Source organism: Ectothiorhodospira sp. 9100, from assembly GCF_022227565.1.
Taxonomy (GTDB): Bacteria; Pseudomonadota; Gammaproteobacteria; order Ectothiorhodospirales; family Ectothiorhodospiraceae; genus Ectothiorhodospira; species Ectothiorhodospira marina.
Map to the genome: position 1 here is coordinate 120,563 of NZ_JAJNAN010000002.1, position 23,722 is coordinate 144,284.

21 protein-coding genes and 1 tRNA gene are annotated in these 23,722 nt (G+C 62.7%); 10 read left to right on the top strand and 12 right to left on the bottom strand.

Features of this window, described 5'->3' with window-relative positions; all coding sequences use genetic code 11:
* Positions 1-18: 18 nt before the first annotated feature.
* Positions 19-1,020 (bottom strand): zinc-dependent alcohol dehydrogenase, encoded by a 1,002-nt coding sequence (locus tag LPW29_RS01435; RefSeq protein ID WP_238626514.1) that lies wholly within the window; start codon positions 1,018-1,020, stop codon positions 19-21.
* 130 nt (positions 1,021-1,150) lie between these two features.
* On the opposite strand from LPW29_RS01435, the gene LPW29_RS01440 reads away from it, so the two are divergent.
* Entirely contained in the window at positions 1,151-1,900 is a 750-nt protein-coding gene (locus tag LPW29_RS01440) for a CDP-alcohol phosphatidyltransferase family protein (RefSeq protein ID WP_238626515.1), read from the top strand.
* A gap of 7 nt (positions 1,901-1,907) precedes the next feature.
* Here LPW29_RS01440 and mreD read toward each other — a convergent pair whose 3' ends face one another.
* From mreD to LPW29_RS01455, 3 genes are all read right to left on the bottom strand, one after another.
* The gene (mreD, locus tag LPW29_RS01445) at positions 1,908-2,399 is read right to left on the bottom strand and encodes a rod shape-determining protein MreD (RefSeq protein WP_238626516.1); all 492 of its coding nucleotides are present in this window, start codon (positions 2,397-2,399) and stop codon (positions 1,908-1,910) included.
* A complete protein-coding gene (gene mreC / locus LPW29_RS01450) occupies positions 2,392-3,267 on the bottom strand; it encodes a rod shape-determining protein MreC (protein WP_238626517.1) in 876 nt (291 codons plus the stop codon). The genes mreD and mreC overlap by 8 nt, the downstream gene beginning before the upstream one ends.
* A 77-nt stretch (positions 3,268-3,344) precedes the next feature.
* Entirely contained in the window at positions 3,345-4,391 is a 1,047-nt protein-coding gene (locus LPW29_RS01455) for a rod shape-determining protein (RefSeq protein ID WP_090255145.1), read from the bottom strand.
* 123 nt (positions 4,392-4,514) lie between these two features.
* Here LPW29_RS01455 and gatC point away from each other — a divergent pair, with 123 nt between their 5' ends.
* The 3 genes from gatC to gatB are packed head-to-tail and all read left to right on the top strand — an operon-like array spanning position 4,515 to position 7,788.
* A complete protein-coding gene (gene gatC, locus LPW29_RS01460; protein ID WP_090255143.1) occupies positions 4,515-4,802 on the top strand; it encodes an Asp-tRNA(Asn)/Glu-tRNA(Gln) amidotransferase subunit GatC in 288 nt (95 codons plus the stop codon).
* A gap of 43 nt (positions 4,803-4,845) precedes the next feature.
* A complete protein-coding gene (gatA, locus tag LPW29_RS01465; protein WP_090255141.1) occupies positions 4,846-6,300 on the top strand; it encodes an Asp-tRNA(Asn)/Glu-tRNA(Gln) amidotransferase subunit GatA in 1,455 nt (484 codons plus the stop codon).
* A gap of 54 nt (positions 6,301-6,354) precedes the next feature.
* A complete protein-coding gene (gene gatB, locus LPW29_RS01470) occupies positions 6,355-7,788 on the top strand; it encodes an Asp-tRNA(Asn)/Glu-tRNA(Gln) amidotransferase subunit GatB (protein WP_238626518.1) in 1,434 nt (477 codons plus the stop codon).
* A gap of 161 nt (positions 7,789-7,949) precedes the next feature.
* Here gatB and LPW29_RS01475 read toward each other — a convergent pair whose 3' ends face one another.
* From LPW29_RS01475 to LPW29_RS01505, 7 genes are all read right to left on the bottom strand, one after another.
* Positions 7,950-8,735 (bottom strand): HesA/MoeB/ThiF family protein, encoded by a 786-nt coding sequence (locus LPW29_RS01475; protein WP_238626519.1) that lies wholly within the window; start codon positions 8,733-8,735, stop codon positions 7,950-7,952.
* 5 nt (positions 8,736-8,740) lie between these two features.
* Positions 8,741-9,706 (bottom strand): lipoyl synthase, encoded by a 966-nt coding sequence (lipA, locus tag LPW29_RS01480; protein ID WP_238626520.1) that lies wholly within the window; start codon positions 9,704-9,706, stop codon positions 8,741-8,743.
* A 113-nt stretch (positions 9,707-9,819) separates the two neighbouring features.
* Positions 9,820-11,064 carry an HDOD domain-containing protein gene (locus LPW29_RS01485; protein WP_238626521.1) on the bottom strand — a complete coding sequence of 415 codons (1,245 nt, stop codon included), beginning with the start codon at positions 11,062-11,064 and terminating at the stop codon, positions 9,820-9,822.
* A complete protein-coding gene (locus LPW29_RS01490) occupies positions 11,057-12,280 on the bottom strand; it encodes an HDOD domain-containing protein (protein ID WP_238626522.1) in 1,224 nt (407 codons plus the stop codon). Before LPW29_RS01490 ends, LPW29_RS01485 begins: the two co-directional genes overlap by 8 nt.
* 72 nt (positions 12,281-12,352) lie before the next feature.
* Positions 12,353-13,627, bottom strand: a complete 1,275-nt coding sequence (locus LPW29_RS01495) for an O-acetylhomoserine aminocarboxypropyltransferase/cysteine synthase family protein (RefSeq protein WP_090255130.1) — start codon at positions 13,625-13,627, stop codon at positions 12,353-12,355.
* Between the two features lie 41 nt (positions 13,628-13,668).
* Positions 13,669-13,911, bottom strand: a complete 243-nt coding sequence (locus LPW29_RS01500; RefSeq protein ID WP_238626523.1) for a BolA family protein — start codon at positions 13,909-13,911, stop codon at positions 13,669-13,671.
* 60 nt (positions 13,912-13,971) lie between these two features.
* A complete protein-coding gene (locus LPW29_RS01505) occupies positions 13,972-14,853 on the bottom strand; it encodes a hypothetical protein (protein WP_238626524.1) in 882 nt (293 codons plus the stop codon).
* Between the two features lie 208 nt (positions 14,854-15,061).
* Between LPW29_RS01505 and LPW29_RS01510 the strand changes: the two genes are divergently transcribed.
* Positions 15,062-15,820 (top strand): YdcF family protein, encoded by a 759-nt coding sequence (locus tag LPW29_RS01510; RefSeq protein WP_238626525.1) that lies wholly within the window; start codon positions 15,062-15,064, stop codon positions 15,818-15,820.
* An 80-nt stretch (positions 15,821-15,900) separates the two neighbouring features.
* Here LPW29_RS01510 and amrS read toward each other — a convergent pair whose 3' ends face one another.
* Positions 15,901-16,938, bottom strand: coding sequence for an AmmeMemoRadiSam system radical SAM enzyme (gene amrS / locus LPW29_RS01515; protein ID WP_238626526.1), 1,038 nt, complete (start codon positions 16,936-16,938; stop codon positions 15,901-15,903).
* Between the two features lie 438 nt (positions 16,939-17,376).
* On the opposite strand from amrS, the gene amrB reads away from it, so the two are divergent.
* The 5 genes from amrB to LPW29_RS01540 all read left to right on the top strand — a co-directional run.
* Positions 17,377-18,177 carry an AmmeMemoRadiSam system protein B gene (gene amrB, locus LPW29_RS01520; protein ID WP_238626527.1) on the top strand — a complete coding sequence of 267 codons (801 nt, stop codon included), beginning with the start codon at positions 17,377-17,379 and terminating at the stop codon, positions 18,175-18,177.
* The gene (gene amrA, locus LPW29_RS01525; protein WP_238626528.1) at positions 18,164-18,736 is read left to right on the top strand and encodes an AmmeMemoRadiSam system protein A; all 573 of its coding nucleotides are present in this window, start codon (positions 18,164-18,166) and stop codon (positions 18,734-18,736) included. Before amrB ends, amrA begins: the two co-directional genes overlap by 14 nt.
* A gap of 251 nt (positions 18,737-18,987) precedes the next feature.
* Positions 18,988-19,064, top strand: a tRNA-Arg gene (locus LPW29_RS01530).
* Between the two features lie 798 nt (positions 19,065-19,862).
* Complete coding sequence (locus LPW29_RS01535; RefSeq protein WP_238626529.1) at positions 19,863-21,527, top strand: DNA cytosine methyltransferase; 1,665 nt, start codon at positions 19,863-19,865, stop codon at positions 21,525-21,527.
* Between the two features lie 233 nt (positions 21,528-21,760).
* The coding region (locus tag LPW29_RS01540; protein ID WP_238626530.1) for a sigma-70 family RNA polymerase sigma factor at positions 21,761-23,722 on the top strand (1,962 nt) is incomplete at its 3' end.

Genomic DNA, 23,722 nt, shown 5'->3' on the forward strand with positions numbered 1-23,722 from the left:
TCCTGGGGGGGGGGATGGTCAATCGTTGGACATCGCCGCCGGATAGCGGATCCGATGGCAGAGCACCTGACCGCCCCCGTCCGCCAGTGACGGCATGACCCGGGGCAGGGCAAGGAAATCCGACTCGCCGCTGATCAATGGCTCCAGCACCGGATCCTTGAGCAGTTCCAGGGCCAGGGCCAGGCGCCGGCGGTAATCCCAGCGGGGGGTGCGCGAGGGCGGCAGCCGACCCACCTGGCTGGAGCGCAGGGTCAGTCGCCGGGCGTGGAAGGCCCCACCCAGGGGCAGGGTGACCGGGCGATCCCCGTACCAGCTCATCTCCAGCACCAGGCCTTCGTCACCGGCCAGTGTCAGGGCATGGTCCAGCCCGTCGGGCTGACCGCTGACGTGGATCACGTGGTCCTGGTCCCCGGGCGCGGCCTCCGGCCGCGCGAAGCCCGCCCCCAGGGCCTTCGCCAGTGCGGCCCGCCCTTCATTGATATCCACCAGGGTCACCCGGGTGCCCGGGATGCGTGCTGCCAGATAGGCCACCAGCGCACCCACCACCCCGGCACCGATCACGCACACCCGGTCACCGGGACCGATGCCCGCATCCCAGATGCCGTTGATGGCGGTCTCCATGTTGGCCGCCAGCACGGCCCGCCCGGGGGGGAGCCCCCCGGGCAGTGGGGTCACCGCCGTCGCCGGGACCTGGTAATGGTCCTGATGGGGGTGCAGGCAGAAGACCGATCGGCCCATGAGGTCAGCAGGACCGCAGTCCACCCGGCCCACACTGGCATAACCGTATTTCACCGGGCCGGGGAAGTCCCCCGCCTGAAACGGGGCGCGCATGCGCTGATACTCTGTCGGGGGCACATGGCCGTGAAACACCAGCGACTCCGTCCCCCGGCTGATGCCGCTATAGAGTGCGGTGACCTGCACGTGGTCGGCGGGCAGCGGCGGCAGGATCTCCCGGCGCAGTTCTCCCCGGCCCGGGGTGGCGATCCAGAAGGCGGTGGCAGCATCGCGGTCGATGGGCATGGGGGAATCTTTCGGCGCCGACGCCTGTCAGTGGGTTCAGGGGCAGCATAGGCCCGATCGGGGGGATGTGTCTTCCCCCGCAGGGGGCTGGGTACGGGCCTATCAATCGGCATCAAGGAGCGTGAGCGGCGTGGGTAAGACGGTAGAGGCAATGAAGGGCTGGGTGGCTCAGCCGCGGTGGGCACCCCTGCGCCTGCTCCCGGATCTGCTGGCGGGAGTGGGTCTGTTGCTGGCGGGGTTGGCCTGGCTGGTGAGCGTGGGCTTGCTGACCCTGGCGATCGCGGCCGGGTCGGTCCTGGCCTATGGCGTGCTGGCGGTGCTCCTGCTGGGGCGCTGGTCGGCCCCGAGGAGTGGTTTCGGCTGGCCCAATCGGGTCACCCTGCTGCGCGCCCTGCCGGTCTGCGTGCTGGCCGGCGCCCTGGCACAACCGGAACTTTATCGTGACCATGGCACGCTGCTGGCCGCTCTGGCCGGGGCGGCCCTGCTGCTGGATGGCCTGGATGGCTGGCTGGCCCGGCGGCTGGATGCCGCCACGGCCTTCGGGGCCCGCTTCGACATGGAACTGGACGCCGCCCTGATCCTGGTGCTGTGTCTGGGGCTGGCCCTCTCCGGCAAGGTGGAGGTCTGGGTGCTGGCCATCGGCCTGATGCGCTATGCCTTCGTGGCCGCCGGCTACCGGGTGCCCAGACTGCGGCGGCCCCTGCCCGACAGCACTCGACGCAAGGCGGTGTGCGTCTGGCAGGTGCTGGCGCTGCTGGCCTGTCTGCCCGGGTTCGTCACCGCCGCCACGGCCACCTGGCTGGCGGCTTCGGCGCTGCTGGCATTGACGGTATCGTTCGCTCTGGATGTGCGCTGGCTGCTGCGGCAGCGTGCGGGATGAGGACAACTCAGCCCACGGATAGACACCAACGCCGACGGATGCCGCGCAGGGTGAAGAACACCGGAGGCCAGAGCAGCACACTGCTGGCCAGCGGGGCCCAGTACAGCCAGGTGCCCGGGGCCATGCCGGTGATGCCGTATACCCAGAGCACCAGCATGAGATAGAGGGCCAGCAGGGCCCCCACGGTGACTGCCTGCTGCCAGACGGGGAAGAAGCGTACCCGCTGATGCAGGCGTAGACTGATCCAGGCGATCAGGGCCAGGGCCAGGGCGTGTTGCCCCAGCAGGGCGCCCTGGGTGACGTCCAGCAGCAGGCCCAGGAACCATGCGGTGCCCACCCCCACCTGCCGGGGCAGGGCCAGGGTCCAATAGAGCACGGTCATGGCCAGCCACTCCGGACGCCAGGGGGCTAACGCCTCGGGCAGGGGCATGACCGTGAGGATCAGCGCTCCGACAAAGGTCAGCGGGATCACCAGCAGGCGTGCGCGCCACTCACCCATGGATCACCTCGTCGGTATCCGGTTCGCCGGTCTCCTCCGGCGGCGGCTCGGTGTCCTCGGGGGGCGCGAGTTCCGCGGGGGTGTTTGGGTCCTGGTCAGGTTGCGCGGGCCACAGCAGCAAGACCTCCCGGGAGCGATCAAGGCGGGCCAGCGGCCGGGCTTCCACCTGGGCGAAGGACTCGCCGGAGGGCCGCTCCACTCGCGTGACCTGGGCCACCGGATAATCGGCCGGGAAACGCCCCCCCAGCCCCGAGGTGCTGATGATGTCACCACGGCGGATGTCCTCGCTGGGAGGGATAAAGCGCAGGTCCAGGCGCTCCGGGTTGCCGGTACCCATGGCCAGGGTGCGCAATCCGGTGCGGTTGACCTGCACGGGCAGGGCGTGGCTGGGGTCGGAGATGAGCAGGGCCACGCTGTTCAGGGGGTGAACCTCCAGCACCTGGCCCACCACGCCGGCGGCATTGATCAGGGGTTGTCCGGCATAGACCTGATGGCGACTGCCCTTGTCCAGTACCACCTGCTGACGGAAGGGGTCCAGATCCACCGAGAGCAGTTGCGCAATGACCACCTGCTCCCGCAGCCGCTTGGCAGTGTCCAGCAGTTCCCGCAGGCGGGTGTTTTCCGACTCCAGCGCCTCAAAACGCAGCATGCGTGAACGCAGTAGCAGGTTTTCTTCCTGCAGGGCACGATTCTGTGCCACCAGAGACTGATGCGTGGAGAACTGCTCGCCGGTCCAGGCGCTCAGGCGCACGGGCAGATCGGCGACATACTGGATGGGATAGACCGCGGAAGACAGCCAGGAGCGGACTTCCTGAAGATGATGGTGACGATGATCCACGGTCATCAGCACCAGGGACAGAACAACCACCAGGGCCAGCCGGAATGCGGGCGAAGGCCCCAGGATGAAGAGCGGCTGTTTGATGGCGAGCCCTCCGGTGCGGCGCGTTACTCAACGGACAGGAAGTCGGCTCCGTGTTCGTCGAGCATTTCCAGCACCTTGCCACCGCCACGGGCCACGCAGGTGAGGGGGTCATCGGCCACCACCACCGGGATGCCGGTCTCTTCCATCAGCAGGCGATCCAGGTCACGCAGCAACGCCCCACCGCCGGTGAGCACGATGCCCCGCTCGGCCACGTCGGAACCCAGTTCGGGAGGCGTCTGCTCCAGTGCTGTACGCACGGCACTGACAATGCCATGCAAGGGCTCCTGCAGGGACTCGAGGATCTCGTTGCTGTTGAGGGTGAAGGCGCGGGGCACACCCTCGGCCAGGTTGCGACCCTTGACCTCGATCTCGAGCAACTCCTTACCCGGATAGGCGGAGCCGATCTCATGCTTGATGCGCTCGGCGGTGGCCTCGCCGATGAGGATGCCGTAGTTGCGACGCACATAGGCGACGATGGCGTCGTCAAAGGTGTCGCCACCGATGCGCACGGAGGAAGAATAGACGATGCCGTTCAAGGACATGACCGCCACCTCGGAGGTGCCGCCGCCGATGTCCAGCACCATGGAACCGCGGGCCTCGTCCACGGGGATGCCCGAGCCGACGGCTGCCGCCATGGGTTCTTCCATCAGGTACACCCGCCGGGCACCAGCGCCCGCCGCCGATTCACGGATGGCGCGACGTTCCACCTGGGTGGCCCCGCAGGGCACGCACACCAGCACCCGGGGACTGGGGCGGAACATGCGATGGTGATGCACCTTGCGGATGAAATGCTGGAGCATCTTTTCCGTGGTGGTGAAGTCGGCGATCACGCCGTCCTTCATGGGGCGGATCGCCTGGATGTTCTCCGGCGTGCGACCGATCATCTTCTTGGCGGCGGTACCCACGGCCTCCACCGAGCGCGGCCCGCCCGGACCCCGGTCCTGGCGAATGGCCACCACCGAGGGTTCATTGAGCACGATCCCCTTGCCACGCATGTAGATCAGCGTGTTGGCGGTGCCCAAATCAATGGAGATGTCGTTGGAGAGTAGACCGAGTAGACGGCTGAGCATGGGTTTCAAGTGGCGTCGCCTGCGAAAGGCGCTACTCTAGCAACCGCCACAGGCTTTGGGCAAGGCGTCAACTATGCTACTTTACGCCGCTTACCCAAGGCATTCGTGATCCCGGAGCATGTCATGTCGCTGTCACTTGATGAGGTGCGCAAGATCGCCCATCTGGCCCGGCTCAGTGTCCAGGAAGAGGATCTGCAGGGTTATGCCCGCAATCTCTCTGACATTCTGGGCCTGGTGCAACAAATGGATGGGGTCGATACCCGGGGGGTGACGCCCATGGCTCATCCGCTGGACGCCTCACAGCGCCTGCGCGTTGACGAGCCCACCGAGACCGATCAGCGGGATCACTTCCAGGCCAATGCCCCGGCCGTGGAGTCCGGTCTTTACCTGGTGCCCAAGGTGATCGAGTAGGCCTCTGCGCGTCCCTTGACCGTCTTCAACCACGGAACGATCCATGCACGAGAAGTCCATTGCCGAACTCGCCGCCGCCCTGAAGGAGGGTGAGGTCTCCAGTGTTGAGCTGACCGCTCACTACCTGCGCCGCATCGAGACCCTGGACGACGCCCTTAACGCCTATGTCACCGTGACCGGCGAGCAGGCCATGGAAGCGGCCCGTGCCGCCGATGAGGCCCGGGCGCAGGGGCACGCCGGACCGCTCACCGGGGTGCCCATCGCTCACAAGGATATCTTCTGCACCGAGGGCACCCGCACCTCCTGCGGCTCGAAGATGCTGGACAATTTCATCGCCCCCTACGATGCCACGGTGGTGGCACGCTTCAAGGCTGCGGGCTGTCCCATCCTGGGCAAGACCAACATGGATGAGTTCGCCATGGGGTCGTCCAATGAGACCAGCTACTACGGCCCCGTCAAGAATCCCTGGGACACCGAGCGGGTGCCCGGCGGTTCCTCCGGCGGCTCTGCGGCGGTGGTGGCCGGGCGCCTGGCACCCGGCGCCACGGGTACCGATACCGGCGGCTCCATCCGTCAGCCCGCCGCCCTCAACGGTGTCACCGGCATCAAGCCCACTTACGGGCGGGTGTCCCGCTGGGGCATGATCGCTTTTGCCTCCAGCCTGGATCAGGGCGGCCCCATGGCCCGCACCGCTGAGGACTGTGCGCTGATGCTGAATGTGATGGCCGGCTTCGATCATCGTGATTCCACCAGCATTCAGCGCCCGGATGAAGACTTCACCAGGCACATGAACACACCGGTGAAGGGGCTGCGTATCGGCCTGCCCAAGCAGTTCTTCGGCGAAGGCATGGATGCGGGTGTGGCCCGCGTGGTGGACGAGGCCATCGCCCATTACAAGGGGCTGGGTGCGGAGTTCGTGGAGGTGGATCTGCCCCACTCGGACCTGTCGGTGGCCGCCTACTATGTGGTGGCCCCGGCCGAGTGCTCCTCCAACCTGGCCCGTTTCGATGGTGTGCGCTATGGCTATCGCTGCGAGGATCCGAAGGATCTTCTGGACCTCTACATGCGCTCGCGTGGCGAGGGTTTCGGCCCCGAGGTGAAGCGGCGCATCATGGTGGGCACCTACGCCCTCTCGGCCGGCTATTTTGATGCCTACTACCTCAAGGCGCAGAAGATCCGCCGACTGATCGCCGAGGATTTCGCCAGTGCCTTCAAGGAGGTGGACGTGATCCTCGGGCCCACCGCCCCGAGCACGGCCTTCCGCCTGGGGGAGAAGACCAATGACCCGGTCACCATGTATCTCTCGGATATCTACACCATCGCCGTGAATCTGGCCGGTCTGCCGGCCCTATCGCTGCCCGCCGGCTTCAGTGATGGCCTGCCCGTGGGCCTGCAGCTCATCGGCAATTACTTCGATGAAGCCCGTCTGCTCGGCGTGGCTCACCAGTACCAAGTGGGTACGGAGTGGTGTGGCATGGCCCCGGGTGGATTCGTGTAAGCCACGGCTGCCGCGAAGTATTCCCCATCTTACGTCAAACATCAGGATTACTGTATGGAATGGGAAACGGTCATCGGGCTGGAAATTCATGCCCAGTTGTCCACCCGGTCGAAGATCTTCTCCGGGGCATCCACCGCCTATGGGGCCGAGCCCAACACCCAGGCCTGTGCCGTGGATCTCGGCCTGCCGGGGGTATTGCCGGTGCTCAACGAGAAGGCTGTCGCCATGGCGGTGAAGCTGGGCCTGGCCATCGATGCCCAGATCACACCCCGTTCGGTGTTTGCCCGCAAGAACTACTTCTATCCTGATCTACCCAAGGGTTACCAGATCTCCCAGTACGAACTCCCCGTGGTGGGCCGCGGCCACCTGGACATCGAACTGGACGACGATGAGACCAGGACCATCGGTGTGACCCGGGCGCATCTGGAGGAAGATGCCGGCAAGAGCCTGCATGAGGACTTCCATGGCATGACCGGGATCGACCTGAACCGGGCAGGCACGCCGCTGCTGGAGATCGTCTCCGAACCGGACATGCGTTCCTCCCGGGAGGCCGTGGCTTACATGAAGAAGATGCACTCGCTGGTGCGGTATCTGGGCATCTGCGATGGCAACATGCAGGAAGGCTCCTTCCGCTGTGACGCCAACGTGTCCGTGCGCCGCAAGGGTACGGAAAAGTTCGGCACCCGCACCGAAATCAAGAACCTCAACTCCTTCCGCTTTCTGGAGAAGGCCATCGAGTTCGAGGTGGAGCGGCAGATCGATGTCCTGGAAGGCGGCGGCGCAGTGGTCCAGGAGACCCGGCTGTTCGATCCGGACAAGGGCGAGACCCGTTCCATGCGCTCCAAGGAAGAGGCCAACGACTACCGCTACTTCCCGGACCCTGACCTGTTGCCGCTGGATATCGACAGCACCTTCATTGAACAGGTACGGGCCAGCCTGCCGGAACTACCGGATGAGAAAAAGCAGCGTTTCATGACCCACTACGGGCTGTCGGCCTACGATGCGTCTACCCTGACCAGCAGTCGGGAGATGGCGGATTATTTCGAAGCGGTGGTGGAGCAGGCCGGCTCAGGCCAGGCCAAGATGGTCGCCAACTGGGTGATGGGTGAACTCTCTGGCGCCCTGAACCGAGAGGGCCGTGAGATCGGCGACAGCCCGGTGTCCGCCCAGGCCCTGGGAGCCCTGCTGGCACGCATCCAGGACAACACCATCTCCGGCAAGATCGCCAAGGAGGTCTTCGAGGCCATGTGGGCCGGGGAGGGGGATGCCGACATGGTGATCGAGGCCAAGGGCCTCAAGCAGATCACGGACACCGGTGCCATCGAGCAGGTGATCGACCAGGTGATCGCCGACAATCCCAAACAGCTGGAACAGTATCGCAGCGGCAAGGACAAGCTCTTTGGCTTCTTTGTGGGCCAGGTGATGAAGCAGACAGGCGGCAAGGCCAACCCGGCGCAGGTGAACGAGTTGCTGAAGAAAAAGCTCTAAAGGGTGTAGCCCCGCTGCCGCCGCTTCTCCCCTCATCCCGGGTTCTTCTCCCCTGATGGGATGGCAAACCCTGCCTCTTGTGCGAGTAGCCCCTCTCCCGCTGGCGGGAGAGGGGTTGGGGTGAGGGTGGATTGGGCAGGCAAGGGTGCCCTCCGCTCCCCTCATCCCCGGCCCTTCTCCCCCGAGGGGAGAAGGGAGTCTTGGACCTTTGACCCACATACCGGGCACCCCGGGTCCTTCGGCACCCGGATGCTGCGCCACTCCATGGTCAGGGCATCCAGCAGCAATAGACGTCCCCTCAGCGTCGGCAATCCCACCAGCCACTTCAGGGCCTCGGTGGCCTGCAGGGTGCCCATCACCCCGGGCAGGCTGGCCAGCACCCCGTTCTCGGAACAGGTCTCGCCGGTCTCCCCGCCCTCACCGTACAGGCACTGATAACAAGGACTATCGGGCCGACCAGGCTCGAAGACCGTGATCTGACCCTCCATGCGAATCACTGCAGCGGAAACCAGCGGTGTGCCCGTGGCCACGCTGGCCCGGTTGACGGCAAAGCGCGTGGCAAAGTTATCCGAGCAGTCCAGCAGCAGATTGGCACCGCGCATGGCATCCTCCAGGGCCAGACCTTCCAGAGCCCGGTCGATGCAGTCGATGCGCACCGTGGGATTGATCCCTTGAAGGGTCTCTCGGGCCGAGTGTACCTTGGGCTGGCCGATGCGCTCGGTGGTGTGGATGATCTGGCGCTGCAGGTTGGACAGGTCCACTGTGTCGGGATCCACCAGGGTGAGATGGCCCACGCCGGCGGCCGCCAGATACATGGCCACCGGGCTGCCCAGGCCACCCACACCAATGATCAGGACATGCGCCGTGGCCAGGCGTTCCTGGCCCTCGATACCCACCTGGGGCAGAAGGATCTGGCGGCTGTAGCGCAGCAGGGCCTGATCATCCACGGTACTCAGTCCTGCTTTTGGGCAAAGGCGGCCGCCTGCTGGTCGGCGTGGTAGGAAGAGCGCACCATGGGGCCGCTGGCCACCTGGCGGAAGCCCAGGTCATAGGCCACCTGAGCCAGGTGTTCGAATTCCTCCGGGGTGACGAACCGGCTCACCGGCAGATGATGCCGTGAGGGCTGCAGGTACTGCCCCAGGGTGAGCATCTCGCAATCATGGTCCCGAAGGTCCTTGAGCGTGGCCTCCACCTCATCCATCTCCTCCCCCAGGCCCAGCATCAGGCCGGACTTGGTGGGGATGTGGGGATGGCGCGCCTTGAAGGCCCGCAACAGTTCCAGCGACCAGGCATAGTCGGCCCCGGGGCGGGCCTGGCGATACAGCCTGGGCACTGTCTCCAGGTTGTGATTGAACACATCGGGCAGACCCTTCTCCAGGATGTCCAGGGCCAGATCCATGCGGCCACGAAAATCCGGTACCAGTACCTCGATGCGGATGTCCGGGCTCAATGCACGGGTACGCACCGTACAGTCCACGAAGTGGCCGGCGCCGCCATCGCGCAGGTCGTCCCGATCCACCGAGGTGATCACCACATAGCGCAGGCCCATGGCCTGAACCGTGCGCGCCAGGTTTTCCGGCTCCTCCGGGTCCAGGGGATTGGGGCGGCCGTGGGCCACATCGCAGAATGGGCAGCGACGGGTGCAGATATCGCCCATGATGATGAAGGTGGCCGTGCCATGCCCGAAACATTCACCCAGGTTGGGGCAGGCGGCCTCCTCGCACACCGTGTGCAGGTGGCTGTCGCGTAGCACCCGCTTGAGGCGCTGCACCTCCGGGCTGCCCTGAGCCCGGGCCCGGATCCATGCGGGTTTGCGCGGCGGACGCTCGGTGGGGGTGATCTTCACGGGGATGCGGGACACCTTGTCGGCGGCGCGCAGCTTCTCGCCCTGAACGGGGCGCTTGGTGGTGTTATTCATGAGGGAATCCTGTGCGGTGGCCGGCTCTTGCGGGGCTTGCGACCGGGTTGATGCCTCATTCTAACAGCCTGAGCCCAGGGCGCGGCTATACCCTACCAAGGTAGTGGGATGATTCAGGCCGGAGAGGGGCTCTTGAGCATGTCCATGACCTGACGAATCTCCTGTTCCGCTTCCTCGAACAGGTCCAGCTTCATTTCCTCGTTGGGAGGCCTCAGGCCGAGTTTTGCGTAAGCCGGTACCTGGTCATAGCGCGGGATATTGGCCACGGGCTGACCCTTGCGGTTGTGGGTGAGCGCGTATAGATGGGCCACCACTACCACATCGCAATAGTCGGGAGGCGAGTTGCCATTACGCTCGTATTGATTCACCTCCCTCACCACAGTGCTCAGGTCTGGCCCCAGGCCCCAGTCGTTGACCACCAGTTCTCCCATCACCGGGTGCAGGCGCTGGAGGATCGCATCGATTTCCCTATCTTCCATGTGGGAATGATGCTGTCCCAGGTAGTCCAGCAACGGCACCATGCCCACCTGATGCAGCAAACCGGCCAGCAGGGCGTGCTCCGGGTCAAAGCGGGTGCCGTGACGCGCCAGCACGTAACTCAGGGCCGACACCCTGACGCTGCGGTCCCACAGCTCCAGCATGCGCCGTTGCAGGCCGCGCACTGAGGTCTTGAAGACCTGCTTCATGGCGATACTGATGACCAATTGACGGGTGGCCGCAAAACCCAGGCGGACAATGGCATCACGCACGTTGTGCACCGGAGCCGCGCCACCATACAAGGCGCTGTTGGCTGCCTTGATCAGCCCCCCGGTGACCGCCATGTCCATCAGCACGATACGGGACAGGCGGGCGGCATCGATCTGGGTGTCGTTGATGGCCGACTGAATCTTGGTGGCTACTTCCGGCAACGCGGGCAGGGCCAGTTGCCCGGTGACAATGCGTTGATACAGGGTGGAGAAGAGTTCGCTCTCCACATCGCTGAGGGTGGTTTCCTCAATCTCGTAGCCGGCTTCGCTCTGCTGTCGGCTCAGGGTATCGAACAGGTTGCGATCGACGCGCAGCACCTGGCACTGCGACAGCGCCACGGCGTATTCCTTGAGACGACTGGCGCCGAAGATGGGCTGGTGGGCCCTGCGACTGAAGGCTTCGATGACCTGCGGCTGCCCTTCGGAGAAGAGACTGAGTTTGCCTTCCACCAGGTAGAGCATCCAGCGGGACTGGTCGCCTGCCTGCACTTTGGTGCCGGCCTTCATGGGCAGTTTCAGGGTTTTCTTGGCCAGTTGTTCCAGCGCTGCCGGTTCCAACTCGTTCAGGTAGGACAGCTTCTCGAGGGTGGTGGTATCGACTGCATCAACCATGGAGCACCTGCCGGATCATCTGTAACTCTCCCTCGGCCTCCTTGAGCACCTCCAGGTTCAGGTCCTCATCCAGGGGGCCGAGTTCCAGTTTGGCAAAAGCGGGGGCCTGGTCAGTGCGTGGCAAGGTCTGGCCTTTTGGGCTGTCACGCAGGGCGAACAATTGGGAAACGATCACCAGATCACAATAGTCAGCCTTGGGGCCTTCATCCCGCATCCACTGGTCAGCCTGTTCCACCACGGTGATGAGTTCCGTGTCCATGCCCCAGTAATTCATCACCAGCACGCCCGCCAGGGCATTGAGCTTGTTGACGGCCTCTTCCATGGCCTCGGGGCTCAGTTCCAGCTGATTCTTGCCGATGAAGTTGAGGATGGGCACGGCACCAATGCGGTGCATCAGGCCGGCCAGCAGGGCGCGGTCCGGGTCAAATCCCCGTAGATGTTTGGCCAGCACATAGGCAATGGCCGAGACATTCACACTGTGCTCCCACACCTGGTGAATGCGCTCTCGCACCAGGCTGGAGTCACTCCGAAAGGTCTGGCGCATGGCCAGATTGAAGGCCAGGGTCTTGGTGGTATTGAAGCCCAGACGGACCACGGCGTCGCGGATGTTGCTGATCTGCTTGGCCGTGCGATACAGGGGGCTGTTGGTGGCATGGAGCAGCGCCCCGGCCACGGCCGGATCCATCTGCACCACCTGGGTGATCTCGTTCACGCCCACGTTGGGATCGTCGGCCATCTTCTGGATGCGCATGGCCACTTCGGGCATGGGAGGCAATTCCAGCTTTTTCTGGGCGGTGGCCAGATAAAGCTGTTGCAGAATGACCCCTTCCTCCGCCGTGGCCTCGGTATCCACCACTTCATAGCCAGAAGTGCGTTCCTGGTTAAGCAACTCGGAGAAGGCCTGCTTGTTGACCTTGAGCAGGGTGGAGGGCGTTTCGGCCAGGGCAAACTCCCCCTGAACCCGATCGCTGAACAGGGGCAGGCGCGCACGGTCGGAGCCGCCCTCCACCCGCATGGGGTTGCCCCGACAGACCAGGGAGATCAGTCCATCCAGCAGGTAGATGGCGCTCTCACGCTCGTCGCTGGCGTGCAGCTTGCGACCTGCCGGCAGCCTGATGGGCTCCACCTGTCCAAGAAGGCGCTTGAGCCCGGCTTCGGACAACTCCTTGATGGGCGTCAGTGCGCTCAGGTCCTTGACGTCAACGGCGGCGGGCATGGTGGTGGATCCTGGTCTTCTTCATGGGCATGGGTCTGTCATGCGGAGCGCCCCGAGGGGCGGGCGAGGCAGTCAGCCGGCCGCCGCCAGGGCCCGGTCCAGATCCTCAAGGATATCATCCACGTGCTCCAGTCCAATGGACAGGCGCACCATATCTTCACCCACGCCAGCTCGTTGCAGTTCTTCCGGCGACAGCTGCCGGTGGGTGGTGGTGGCCGGGTGGCAGGCCAGGGTCTTGGCATCGCCGATGTTCACCAGGCGCACGGCCAGTTGCAGGGCATCAATGAACTTCGCTCCAGCCTCCAGCCCTCCCTTGATGCCGAACGACAGGATGCTGGCAGCGCGACCGTTCATGTATTTCTGCGCCAAGTGGTGGTCCGGGTGATCTTCCAGGCCCGCGAAGCGTACCCAGTTGACCTTGGGGTGCTCCTTGAGGAATTGCGCCACTTTCAGGGCATTGTCGCAGTGACGGTCCATGCGCACCGGCAGAGTTTCGATGCCCTGCATGATCAAGAAACTGTTGAAGGGCGACAGGGCGGCGCCCATGTTGCGCAATGGCACCACGCGGGCGCGACCGATATAGGCGGCGGCGCCCAAGGCCTCGGTGTACACCACGCCGTGATAGGAAGGATCCGGTTCGCACAGGCCCGGGAACTTTTCCTTGTGCTCCTCCCAGGGGAATTCCCCCGAGTCGACAATGGCGCCGGCGATGGTGGTGCCGTGGCCGCCCATGTATTTGGTGAGTGCATGCACCACGATATCAGCCCCGAACTCAAACGGCCGGCACAAATAGGGGGTGGGCACGGTGTTATCGGCGATCAGCGGCACGCCATATTCATGGGCCAGGTTGGCCAGGGCTTCGATATCGGCCACATTGCCGGCCGGGTTGCCGATGGTCTCGCAGAACACCGCCCGGGTGTTGTCGTCCATCAGGGCGCGCATGCCGTCGATATCACCGGGGGCCGCGAAGCGCACCTCGATACCATAGCGGGGCAGGGTGTGGGCAAACAGATTGTAGGTGCCGCCGTAGAGGGTGCTGGTGGTGACGATGTTATGGCCCGCCTGAGCCAGGGTCATGATGGAATACGTGACTGCTGCCATGCCCGAAGCCAGTCCCAGGGCACCCACGCCCCCCTCCAATGCCGCCACGCGCTTCTCCAGCACATCCGTGGTGGGGTTCATGATGCGCGTGTAGATATTGCCCTGCACCTTCAGGTCGAACAGGTCAGCCCCATGCTGGGTGTCGTCAAAGGCGTAGGACGTGGTCTGGTAGATGGGGGTCGCCACGGCCTTGGTGGTCGGGTCGGGGCTGAAGCCGGCGTGAACGGCGAGGGTCTCGAATTTCATCGTGTGTTTCCGTGAAGGCTATGAAGATGGGGCCGGCATGATCAGGAGGCGTTCTGGTCGGCTTCGTCCGGTGTGAAGGTGCGCATGGACAGGGCGTGCAGCGCACCGCTGGTGATCTCGTTCATCACCGTGGCGTTGACCATCTGGTGGCGCTTGATGCGCGACTGTCCGGCAAAGGCCTCGCTGATGACCCGCGCCTCAAAATGGCCGTCTCCGCCAGTCACGGAGACACGGGCGCCGGGCAGACCCGTTTCGATGAGTGTCTTGACCTGATCGGGCGTCATGGGCTGTGTGTCGTGGTGTGAATTCAATGGGGGGATCATAGCGGATACCGGTGCCGCGCGTCATGGCGTGATGCCGTCGCCATCGCTCGGTGGCCAGGTGCTGAAGGGGGGCGACGTGCCCGACACATAGGCCTGGATGACGGGCATATGCCGCTCCAGCGTGCGGCGCATGAGGGCTGACATCAGATGTTTGCGGTCCACATCTTCCACCCAGCCAAAGAGGGATAGGCGCAGCTCTTCCAGGGTGTTCACATTGACATGGATGTCGTGGATCAAGCGCTGATATTCCAGAGGCGTGGGGGCCGTGCCCAGGTCCGCGAAGATCTCCCGCAGGGCCTCCAGCATGGGGCCTGCCTCCGAAGGGAGTCCCAGGGCCTCGGGGGTGATCTCCGGGGCCTCGTCCAGCTCCGGGTCCACCCAGATGCGAAAACTCATCTGTTGCAGGGTGTGATACAGCGGCTCATCGGAGATGAGAAACACCAGCAGATTGCGGCGATGGGCCTTGAGGGTGACGTCGCCGTAATGCCACAGCCCGTGGCGGATGAATTCCGCCAGACGCAGGTGCTCGGCAAAGGGCGCCTGGTGCAGGCGGTCCAGGATGAGCACAGCGGGTTCGCCCTCGCTCAGGGCGCAGGCCTCACCCAGGACCCGGTCCACCGGGTCGATGGGTGGCTCGCCGGTGGCTTCCTCGTTCCAGTCCGGGGTGATGCGCACAGGCTCGGGCGAGGGCGGCGGCATGTATTCGTGATACAGGATGTGCTCATACCCCAGGGTGTGCCCCAGGGCATACCCAAAGGCGGTGCGCCGCCGGCCCTGGGTGCCCTTGATGTTCAGGCAACGCAGGTGATCCACCCGGGCCGAGAGCAGGCACTGCACCGGGTAGGCGTAATCCTCGTTGGCGACGAAACCATGTTCCGCCAGCCGCTGTCTGAAAGATTCCATCACTGGGCTACCTGCGATCCCCCGGGCTACCTGGCCCTGAAGTCCGCGCAGAGGTACCCGCCATCAGGGTGCCAAGTCTTCCTGGGTTGGTCTCGTTCATCAAAGTTGCTGGCTCGGCCATGTTGCGATGTTGGGACATGACAGCGCAGATTTCACGCGGGTGCAATCCCAACCCCATTGAAGCCCTGGATGTTGTAATGTGCGGACCATGACGACACTGGAACTGTTCATCATGCCACCCGCCAGCGGGCTCATCCTGATCCTGCTGGGCCTCCTGCTCTGGCGCCATCGATTGGGCCGGCTGGCGACCTGGCTTGGCCTGGGGGCGCTCTATGTGGCCTCGCTGCCGGCCGTTTCCTATGCGCTGATCCATGGGCTTGAAGCCCGCTCGGAGGCCGTGCCGCTGTCCGAAGCCGCGGCCGGCGATGCTCAGGCCATTGTGATCCTGGCTGGTGGCCGCCGCCCCGGCGCGCCCGAATATGGCGGGGTCGATACCGTCAACGACTATTCCCTCAAGCGAGCCCGTTACGGGGCCTGGGTGCACCGCCAGACCGGGCTGCCCATCCTGGTGAGCGGCGGGCGTGTGGAAGGTGATGAGGCTTCGAGCGAGTCAGAGCTGATCGCTGACCTCCTCAAGGATGAGTTCGGCATACCGGTGCGCTGGGTGGAGGATGAAAGCCGTAACACCTGCGAGAACGCCCTCTACAGCGCCCAGCGCCTGGTCGAGGATGGAGTGACTCACGCCCTGCTGGTCACCCAGGCGCTGCACATCCCCCGCGCCCGCTGGTGCTTTGCAAAAACAGACCTTCAGATCACCGCCGTGCCCACCTTCGACCGTCAACCCGACCCTGACGAGGCCTTTGACCTGCGCGGACTGATCCCACAGGCCAATGCCATGGCCCGCACCCGGTTTGCCTTGCATGAATACCTGGGATTGGTGTGGTACCAACATTTCCGGTACCGCTGAAGTCCAAAGGGGGACAGATTGAAATCTGTCCCCCTTTCTCCGGCACAGCGGGGACAGATTTTAATCTGTCCCCATGCACCTTACGAGAATCTACCAGAGCACCATGCACCACACCCCAGACACTCCCCGCCGGCCCCCAAACGATCGACGCTGATGCGGTAGCCATCCCGACGAATCAGCGCCGCCCCACACCCGCCACACCAGGTCGTACTACCCTCCACATCATGCACATTCCCGATATACACATGCTGCACCCCATTGTCCCGGGCAATGCGCCGCGCCCGTTGCAGGGTGGCCAGGGGCGTACGGGGCAGGTCGGTCATGCGCCAGTCCGGGTGAAAGGCGCTGAAATGCATGGGCACATCCGGCCCCAGTTCATTCACCACCCAGCCCGTCATCGCCTGTAGTTGCTCATCGTCGTCATTGCGACCGGGGATGAGCAGGGTGGTCAGCTCCAGCCAGATATCGGTCTCATGGCGCAGGTAGCGCAGGGTGTCCAGTACCGGCTCCAGATGGCCACCGCACAGGTCCCAGTAAAAGCCCTCGTCAAAGGCCTTGAGGTCCACATTCACCGCATCCATGGGGGCGAAAAAATCCTCCCGCGCTCCGGGGCTGATATAGCCCGCGGTCACCGCCACGCTGCGCACCCCCACCTCGCGATAGGCCCGGGCGGTGTCGATGGCGTATTCCATGAAGATCACCGGATCGTTGTAGGTAAAGGCCACACTGGCACAACCCTGGTCCCGGGCTGCCCGGGCCAGTTCCTCCGGCGTGGCCCGGGCCTGCATGATGTCCATCTCCCGTGACTTGCTCATGTCCCAGTTCTGGCAGAACTTGCAGGCCAGGTTGCACCCGGCGGTGCCGAAGGAGAGGGTGCGGCTGCCCGGCAGGAAGTGATAAAGGGGCTTTTTCTCGATGGGGTCGGCCCGAAAGCCGATGGCGCGACCATAAGTGGTGAGCACCACCTGATCGCCGCTGCGCCCGCGCACGAAACACAGCCCCCGTTGCCCCTCGCGCAGTTTGCAGGCCCGGGGGCACACATCGCACTGCAGGCGACCGTCGTCCAGGGCATGCCAGTGGCGGGTGGGGAAGGAGGGTGTTTCCGGCGTGATCTGCATATGATTTCTACTTTACAAAAAGATATGAAACAAAGTGAAAGTGAAATCTCCCATGTCCCTTGATCGGACGGCTGTTTTATTTTTCCTTATCGCCAATTCGATGCTTGCATTGGGAACAAGTTCACAGGTCAAGACTGTGGTGGGGCATCTATACTACAGGTCAAGTGGATTTCCTTCAGAGCGCCTGCGAGCGCTTGAATGCTGAGGAATCTTTTCCGTCAAGAGCCTGTCACACAGCTGTGATATGACATGCTCAACACAATCTTGATATCCACCCTTCGTCGCTGCCCGTATTGCCGGCAGTGATCGCACCCCCAGAGGGGCATGGCTGCATCGGCTTTTGAAATGTGCGGTCCAGCCATGATGAGAGATACACAAAGTATCCGGCGGTGAAGCCATTGAGGGCGGATATCCAGCCAGCCTATTGGAGGAGCCGCCGTGGAAACCATACGACACCCCGCAGTGGCGGGGCAGTTCTACCCCGCCGAAGCCGATGCCCTGAGGGCCTCGGTGCAGGCCTATCTCGACGAAGGGGGTGAGGAGAGCCCCGCTTCCCAACCCGCGCCCAAGGCCCTGATCGCCCCCCACGCGGGATACATCTATTCCGGGGGTGTGGCTGGTCGCGCCTACGCCACCCTCACACCCGAACGCGCCGCTCGGATCAAGCGTGTGGTGCTGATCGGCCCGGCTCACCGGGTGGGTTTTTACGGAATCGCAGCCCCCAGCGTGGATGGCTTCCAGACTTCCCTGGGCACGGTGTCCGTGGATCAGGACAGCATCGAGAAGGCGGTGAAATCTCCCACCGTGTTCCGCTTCGACGACCCGCACCGCAACGAGCACAGCCTGGAGGTGCAACTGCCTTTCCTGCAGATGCTGCTGGACGACTTCACCCTGGTGCCTTTGGTGGTGGGGAGTGCCACGGGCGAAGAAGTGGCCAGTGCCCTGGAGGATGTATGGGGCGGTGACGACACCCTGGTGGTGATCAGCTCCGACCTCAGCCACTACCTGGACTACGACACCGCCCGGGAGGTGGACACCCGCACATCGAATGCCATACGCCAGCTGAAGGCCGAGGAGATCCAGCCCGGCCATGCCTGCGGCTACGTGCCGGTGCAGGGGTTGCTGATCAATGCACGACGGCACGGGCTCAGGGGCGAGACGCTGGATCTGCGCAGCTCGGGGGATACGGCCGGGCCCCGTGAGCAGGTGGTGGGCTACGGTGCCTATGCCTTCAGTTGATCTGGACGTGACGGAGCACCGCCTGCTGTTCCAGGTGGCCCGCCGTGCCCTGGGGGGCGCGCAGCCGGAAGACTGCACGCCCCGCGAGACGCTTTCGGAACGCCTGGTAGCACCGGCGGCCACCTTCGTCACCCTGCATCATCAGGCCGCCCTGCGGGGTTGCATCGGCAGCCTGGAGGCGCAGCGCCCCCTGGTGGAAGATGTGGCCCACAACGCCTGGGCGGCGGCCTTTCGTGACCCCCGGTTTCCGCCCTTGCCCGCCTCCCAGGCCGAGGAGATCCATCTATCCATCTCCATCCTCGAGCCTGCCGAGCTGCTGAAGGTGGAAGGTGAGGCCGAACTGCTGCAGACCTTGCGCCCTGGCGTGGACGGCGTGATCCTCCATGACGGCCCCCACCGATCCACCTTCCTGCCCGCCGTATGGGAGCAACTGCCCGATCCCGTCACCTTCATGGCCGCGCTGCGCCAGAAGGCCGGCCTGCCGCAGCGCCACTGGTCGAATTCCCTGAGGCTGTGGCGCTACACGGTAGCGGTGCTGGAAGAGCCAGCAAACGCCTGATGGGCCTCGGCCACCGCACGCCCATGGTCAGTGGGCGCTGCAGCCTGTGCTACGCCCCTTGGCGCGCCGCCCCATTTGGGCTATTCTCCGCCCTTCCATCGGCCCGCTACCAAGCCAGCCCGTGGGATATGCTAGTATCTCCGTTATGCGCCCGTAGCTCAGCTGGATAGAGTACTGCCCTCCGAAGGCAACACTCAGGGGCCAAATGGGCACAACAGCTAGCATTCAATTTCGAGTACCATACGCATCACGCGCCCGTAGCTCAGCTGGATAGAGTACTGCCCTCCGAAGGCAGGGGTCGCAGGTTCGAATCCTGCCGGGCGCGCCATCTCCCCCCAAATCAAAGGCTTACAGCCTCTCCATCGGCGCCGAAATGGCCGATGAGTGCTGACCACGCCTGCCAGCAATCGTTTTTGGCCTGGTTGCGGCCATCACTCAGCGAGTCAAGGTCTCCTTTTTCCGAAATTCCCTGTTTTGGGCGTGTGCCCGGAATGTGCCCTGGGTGTGCCCGTGGGCGAAATGGGCCCGGATTTTTTCGGGTTGGGGTGAGCGTTAGCCGCAATGGCCCTGTCACCCGCCGCTGGTGCGTCATCTTTGCCGAAGTGCGGCAGGTCATGCCGTGTGAGCTTCATGGGGTCCACATCATCACGGTGTTCTAAGGATCGGCGGATTCATGAGAAAATGCCATTTGTCCAGGGGTGGGTATCATCGGGGCGCTGTTGGTCGGTGGCCGGTGCAGCCCTCAGGTGCGGTTCTTGTCAGGCTCTGTGAAGCGACCGATCGTGGTGAGAGAACCATATTCCCGAATTCTGCGGTTGACGTATGTCACGCGAGCACTGCATGGGGTGCGGCAATCAGGGGTGGAACCGCATATGGAGTGCGAATGTCTGCTGCTCGTGATTGGTCCGGGTAATACCCCCTCCGCGCGTTCTGAGTCGCCATGCCTGCAATGGCTTGCTGATGACATTCTTGCGGGAGGCGATGGTTTTGGAATGCCCAGGCCGGAGGGCCTGGGCGTGAAGCGTGTGCAGCTGATTGAGCCATGAATCCGGCAAATGAGGGAAAGGGCATGGCGTGATATCATGTGTCCAATGAGTTTATAAATAAAAATATCATAGAGGCGTAGATGCTCAACCTGAGCCGGGAAAATGGAATGTCTGGACCTATTCAGCGGAACGAAATGCCGTCCGCCCGTGCGAAGATACCAGTGGTTGATATTTTCGCTGGGCCTGGTGGGCTGGGCGAAGGTTTCGAAGCTTATCGCGGAAGCTCTGATTTCAAGGTTACGTTGTCGGTGGAAAAGGACGAGTGGGCCCACAGGACATTGAAGCTTCGGAGTTTTTTTCGCCAGTTTCCGGATGGCCTGGTGCCAGAGATGTACTACGATTATGTTCGTGGTGATGCCGGTGTCACAAGGGATAAGCTTTGGGCAGAGTTTCCCGAGCAGGCGCGTGCCGCAGAAAGGATTGTATGGCAGGCCGAGTTGGGCAAGGCTTCGCTGTCAGAAGTCATGGATCGAATTGGAAAGGCGATTGAGGGGCAGAGGCACTGGGCACTTCTGGGAGGACCCCCGTGTCAGGCTTACTCGATCATCGGGCGTGCGCGTATGCGTGGGCTGGAGGGGTTTGCGGAGGATAAGCGCCATACGCTGTATCGTGAATATCTGAAAATTATAGCAGCCTATCAGCCTACCGTTTTTGTGATGGAGAATGTCAAGGGAATCCTGACTTCAACTCACAATAAGTCTCCGATATTTGAGCGTATTCTTTCTGATATGCGGGCGCCATGGGGTGCGTTGACTGATGAGGATAGAGAGCTCATTCCCGAGCCCGATCAGAAACATCGCTATCATATAGTTTCCTTCGCAAAACCGGCATCCCGGTATCTCGACCTGCATCCATCGGACTACATTCTGGAGTGCGAACGTTACGGGATCCCGCAGGCTCGCCATCGCGTTATCCTGTTCGGCATCCGGGCGGATTATGATGTCCAGGTTCCCGACTTGCAGGAAAGGCCGCCGAATACTGTTCGAGATACGATTGAGGGAATGCCAGAGCTGCGTAGTGTTTTTTCCCTGGGAAACTCCAGAAAGACCAAGGATCCTGATATATGGATCGACTCCATCTGGAACGGGTTCAAGAAAGTGCTGCAGGATATCAAGGAAGAATCATTGTCCCAGAAGCTGCTCGATTCTTTAGGGGGTCTGAAACATCATGCCGCCACGGGTGGTAGGTACATTCCTGGAGACTTTACACCGAAAGCACTCAAGGATTGGCTGCATGATCCAAGAATGGGTGGAGTTGTTCAGCATGAGACGCGAGCACACATGGCTTCAGATCTGCAGCGGTATCTGTTTGCGGCTTCATATGGCGAATGTCATGGAGTGTCTCCCAAGCTTCGTGATTTTCCGGAGAAGCTGTTACCTCACCACGCGAATGTTCAGAAAAATAAGGAGGTCAAACATTTTGCCGATCGATTCAGGGTTCAACTCTGGGATCAGCCATCGAGTACGGTAACGTCGCATATCGCCAAGGATGGGCATTACTACATACATCCCGATCCTTGTCAGGTACGAAGCCTCACCGTTCGCGAAGCCGCTCGTCTGCAAACATTTCCAGATAATTATTTCTTTGAGGGCAATCGCACGCAGGCATACCATCAGATTGGCAATGCAGTGCCGCCGTATCTGGCATTGCAGTTGGCGGATGTGGTGTCTCACGTCATCAAGCAGTGCCTTGAACAGGACGAGATGCTAAAGAATTCCAGTCTTAGGGTCATGGCTGCATCGTGACCTTGTGAAGCCAGAAAAAGGGAAATCATCAGCTTGCAGGGGTTTCAGGTGGATTCGGTTTCTGAACAGGCATGTTTGAGGATGTTGCTCAGGGTTTGTGATGCAGGTATTCACCACGGTACCTGGCCTAAGCGATCATCCTGGTGGCCGGGATGCAGGTTGCGACTGATTCATGATACGGATGCGCTGGTCGATAGGTGGTCCTCGGCGTCTCGATACGAAGGCCTGCAGTGATGGATGAACCAGTAAGGAAACTGAATCCGCTTCTACGACTCGCCGTGATCACCGGTGTGGAAAGTGCGGTGAAATTGCATATCGGGCGGGGGGATGACCTGGATGCCCACGACGCGCGGGGCGCAACTCCTCTCATGCTCGCGGCCGGGAAGAAGAGGCCGACCATCGTAAGGCTTCTTCTCGAAGCCGGTGCGGCCCCTGCGTTAGTTGACTTCAAGGGGTACGACGCCCTTGCTTATGCCAGACGCGCAGGGTGCTCCGAGACGATTCTGATTCTGACTGAAGCGCTGCGGCTGGTCGAAGCAGAGCGCAAGTCCTGCAAGGACCATTTTGCTGCGCATGAAAGTGAGCACGGAGTCAGTGAGGTGGGGGCCTCCGGGGCGTCTGATTTAAACGAACTGGCCAACGGTTCCGTAACGCCCGATGAGGACGAGGCATTGCCCTACCGAATTTTCCCGGAGCATGAATCCGGGGCAATTTCGGGAACTCGCCTTGGCGAGGGGCCCGGGCCCGGGTCCGATGAGAGGAGTCACAGCTACCCTTACAAGTCCCCGGAACCTGGTATCGAGAGGACCGGCGTCCGTGAAAAACCGGCCATTGGTTTCGAAATCATCCTCGACGATGAACCCCTTGGCCTCGACCTCGACGACTGGGAAGCAGAGGTTACCTTGGTCGCTCCAGAGGGCGATGAGACGGTGGCCCATGCCGCCCATGCCATCCATGAGAGGATGGCGAGGCATGAGGCTGTCGACGGCGACGAGGATTGGGGTGATATCGATCTTTTCCTCCCAGAGAGGGCGTCCCCGCTCACCAAGGGAGAAGGCTCTGACCGAATTCGGGAGCTTCTGCTCAGCGCCTTGCGCGAAGGTCTTGTGCCTGAGGAAACACTCGTCGAGCTCTGTGTGGATTCGGATGGTTCGCGAGACCAGCAGGCCGAGAGACTGCTGAGCTTCGTTGTCACGGAACTAGGCGCGAGGGTGGTTGAATGGATTGACCCGGGCGAGACGTTTCCCCATGAATCATCCCTTGATGAGGAGTACCTGCTTACCGAGGCAACGGAGTTCCTGGCAGAGCTCGCCTCCAGTTACAACGAGCCTTTCAGCTTTTACTCCCGGGATCTTCGAGGCGACCTACTCACCGCAGAAGAGGAGATTTCCCTCGGTCGCCAGATGGAAGAGGGTGCAACTGCGGCGCTTCGTGCCCTGACGCGATGGCCGACCGGTCTTGCAGCGCTTTTTGTTGCGGCCGACCAAGTGGCTTGCGGTGACGCTGATCCCGAGTCCTTCACTACAGGACCAGAGCCCTCGAGCGATGGGGAGGCGAAGAGCCCGGGGGAACCTATCGAAGAGGAGGGCGCTGATGAGGTGGAACTCGATGGTGAAGCTGCGGCCTTCGTGGCGGCTGTGGCGGAGGTTCGGGCTGCAGGGTCAAATGTCCCTCTTGTTGTTGATGCCCTGAGGCGGGCATGCCTTTCCAGAGGGTTTTTGAGCATGCTGGCGGAGAGGGCTTCAGGCGATCCAGAAGGTGCGGATTTTGCCGAGGCCCTGCAGCGCCAGGCTGCTGCACGGGAAAGGATGATTGTCAGCAATCTCCGCCTCGCGCTGTCCATTGCCAGGAAGTACCTCTGGTCCGGCCTGCCATATGACGACCTGATTCAGGAAGCCAACATCGGTTTGATGAAGGCTGTCGAGCGTTATGACTGGCGCAAGGGATTCCGTTTCTCCACCTATGCGACTTGGTGGATCCGCCAGCAGGTCACTCGTTCCATCTCCAACACAGCCCGGACCGTCCGTGTTCCTGTCCATGCTCTGGAGGCCGCAAGAAAGATTCTTCAGGAGCGTGAGGGGATCGAGGCTAGGCTCGGCCGTCCAGAGACTGTCGCGGAGACAGCTCACCGTACTGGCATGGCCCTGAACAAGCTGGAATTCCTTCTGAGTACGAAAGAAGACATCGTTTCACTA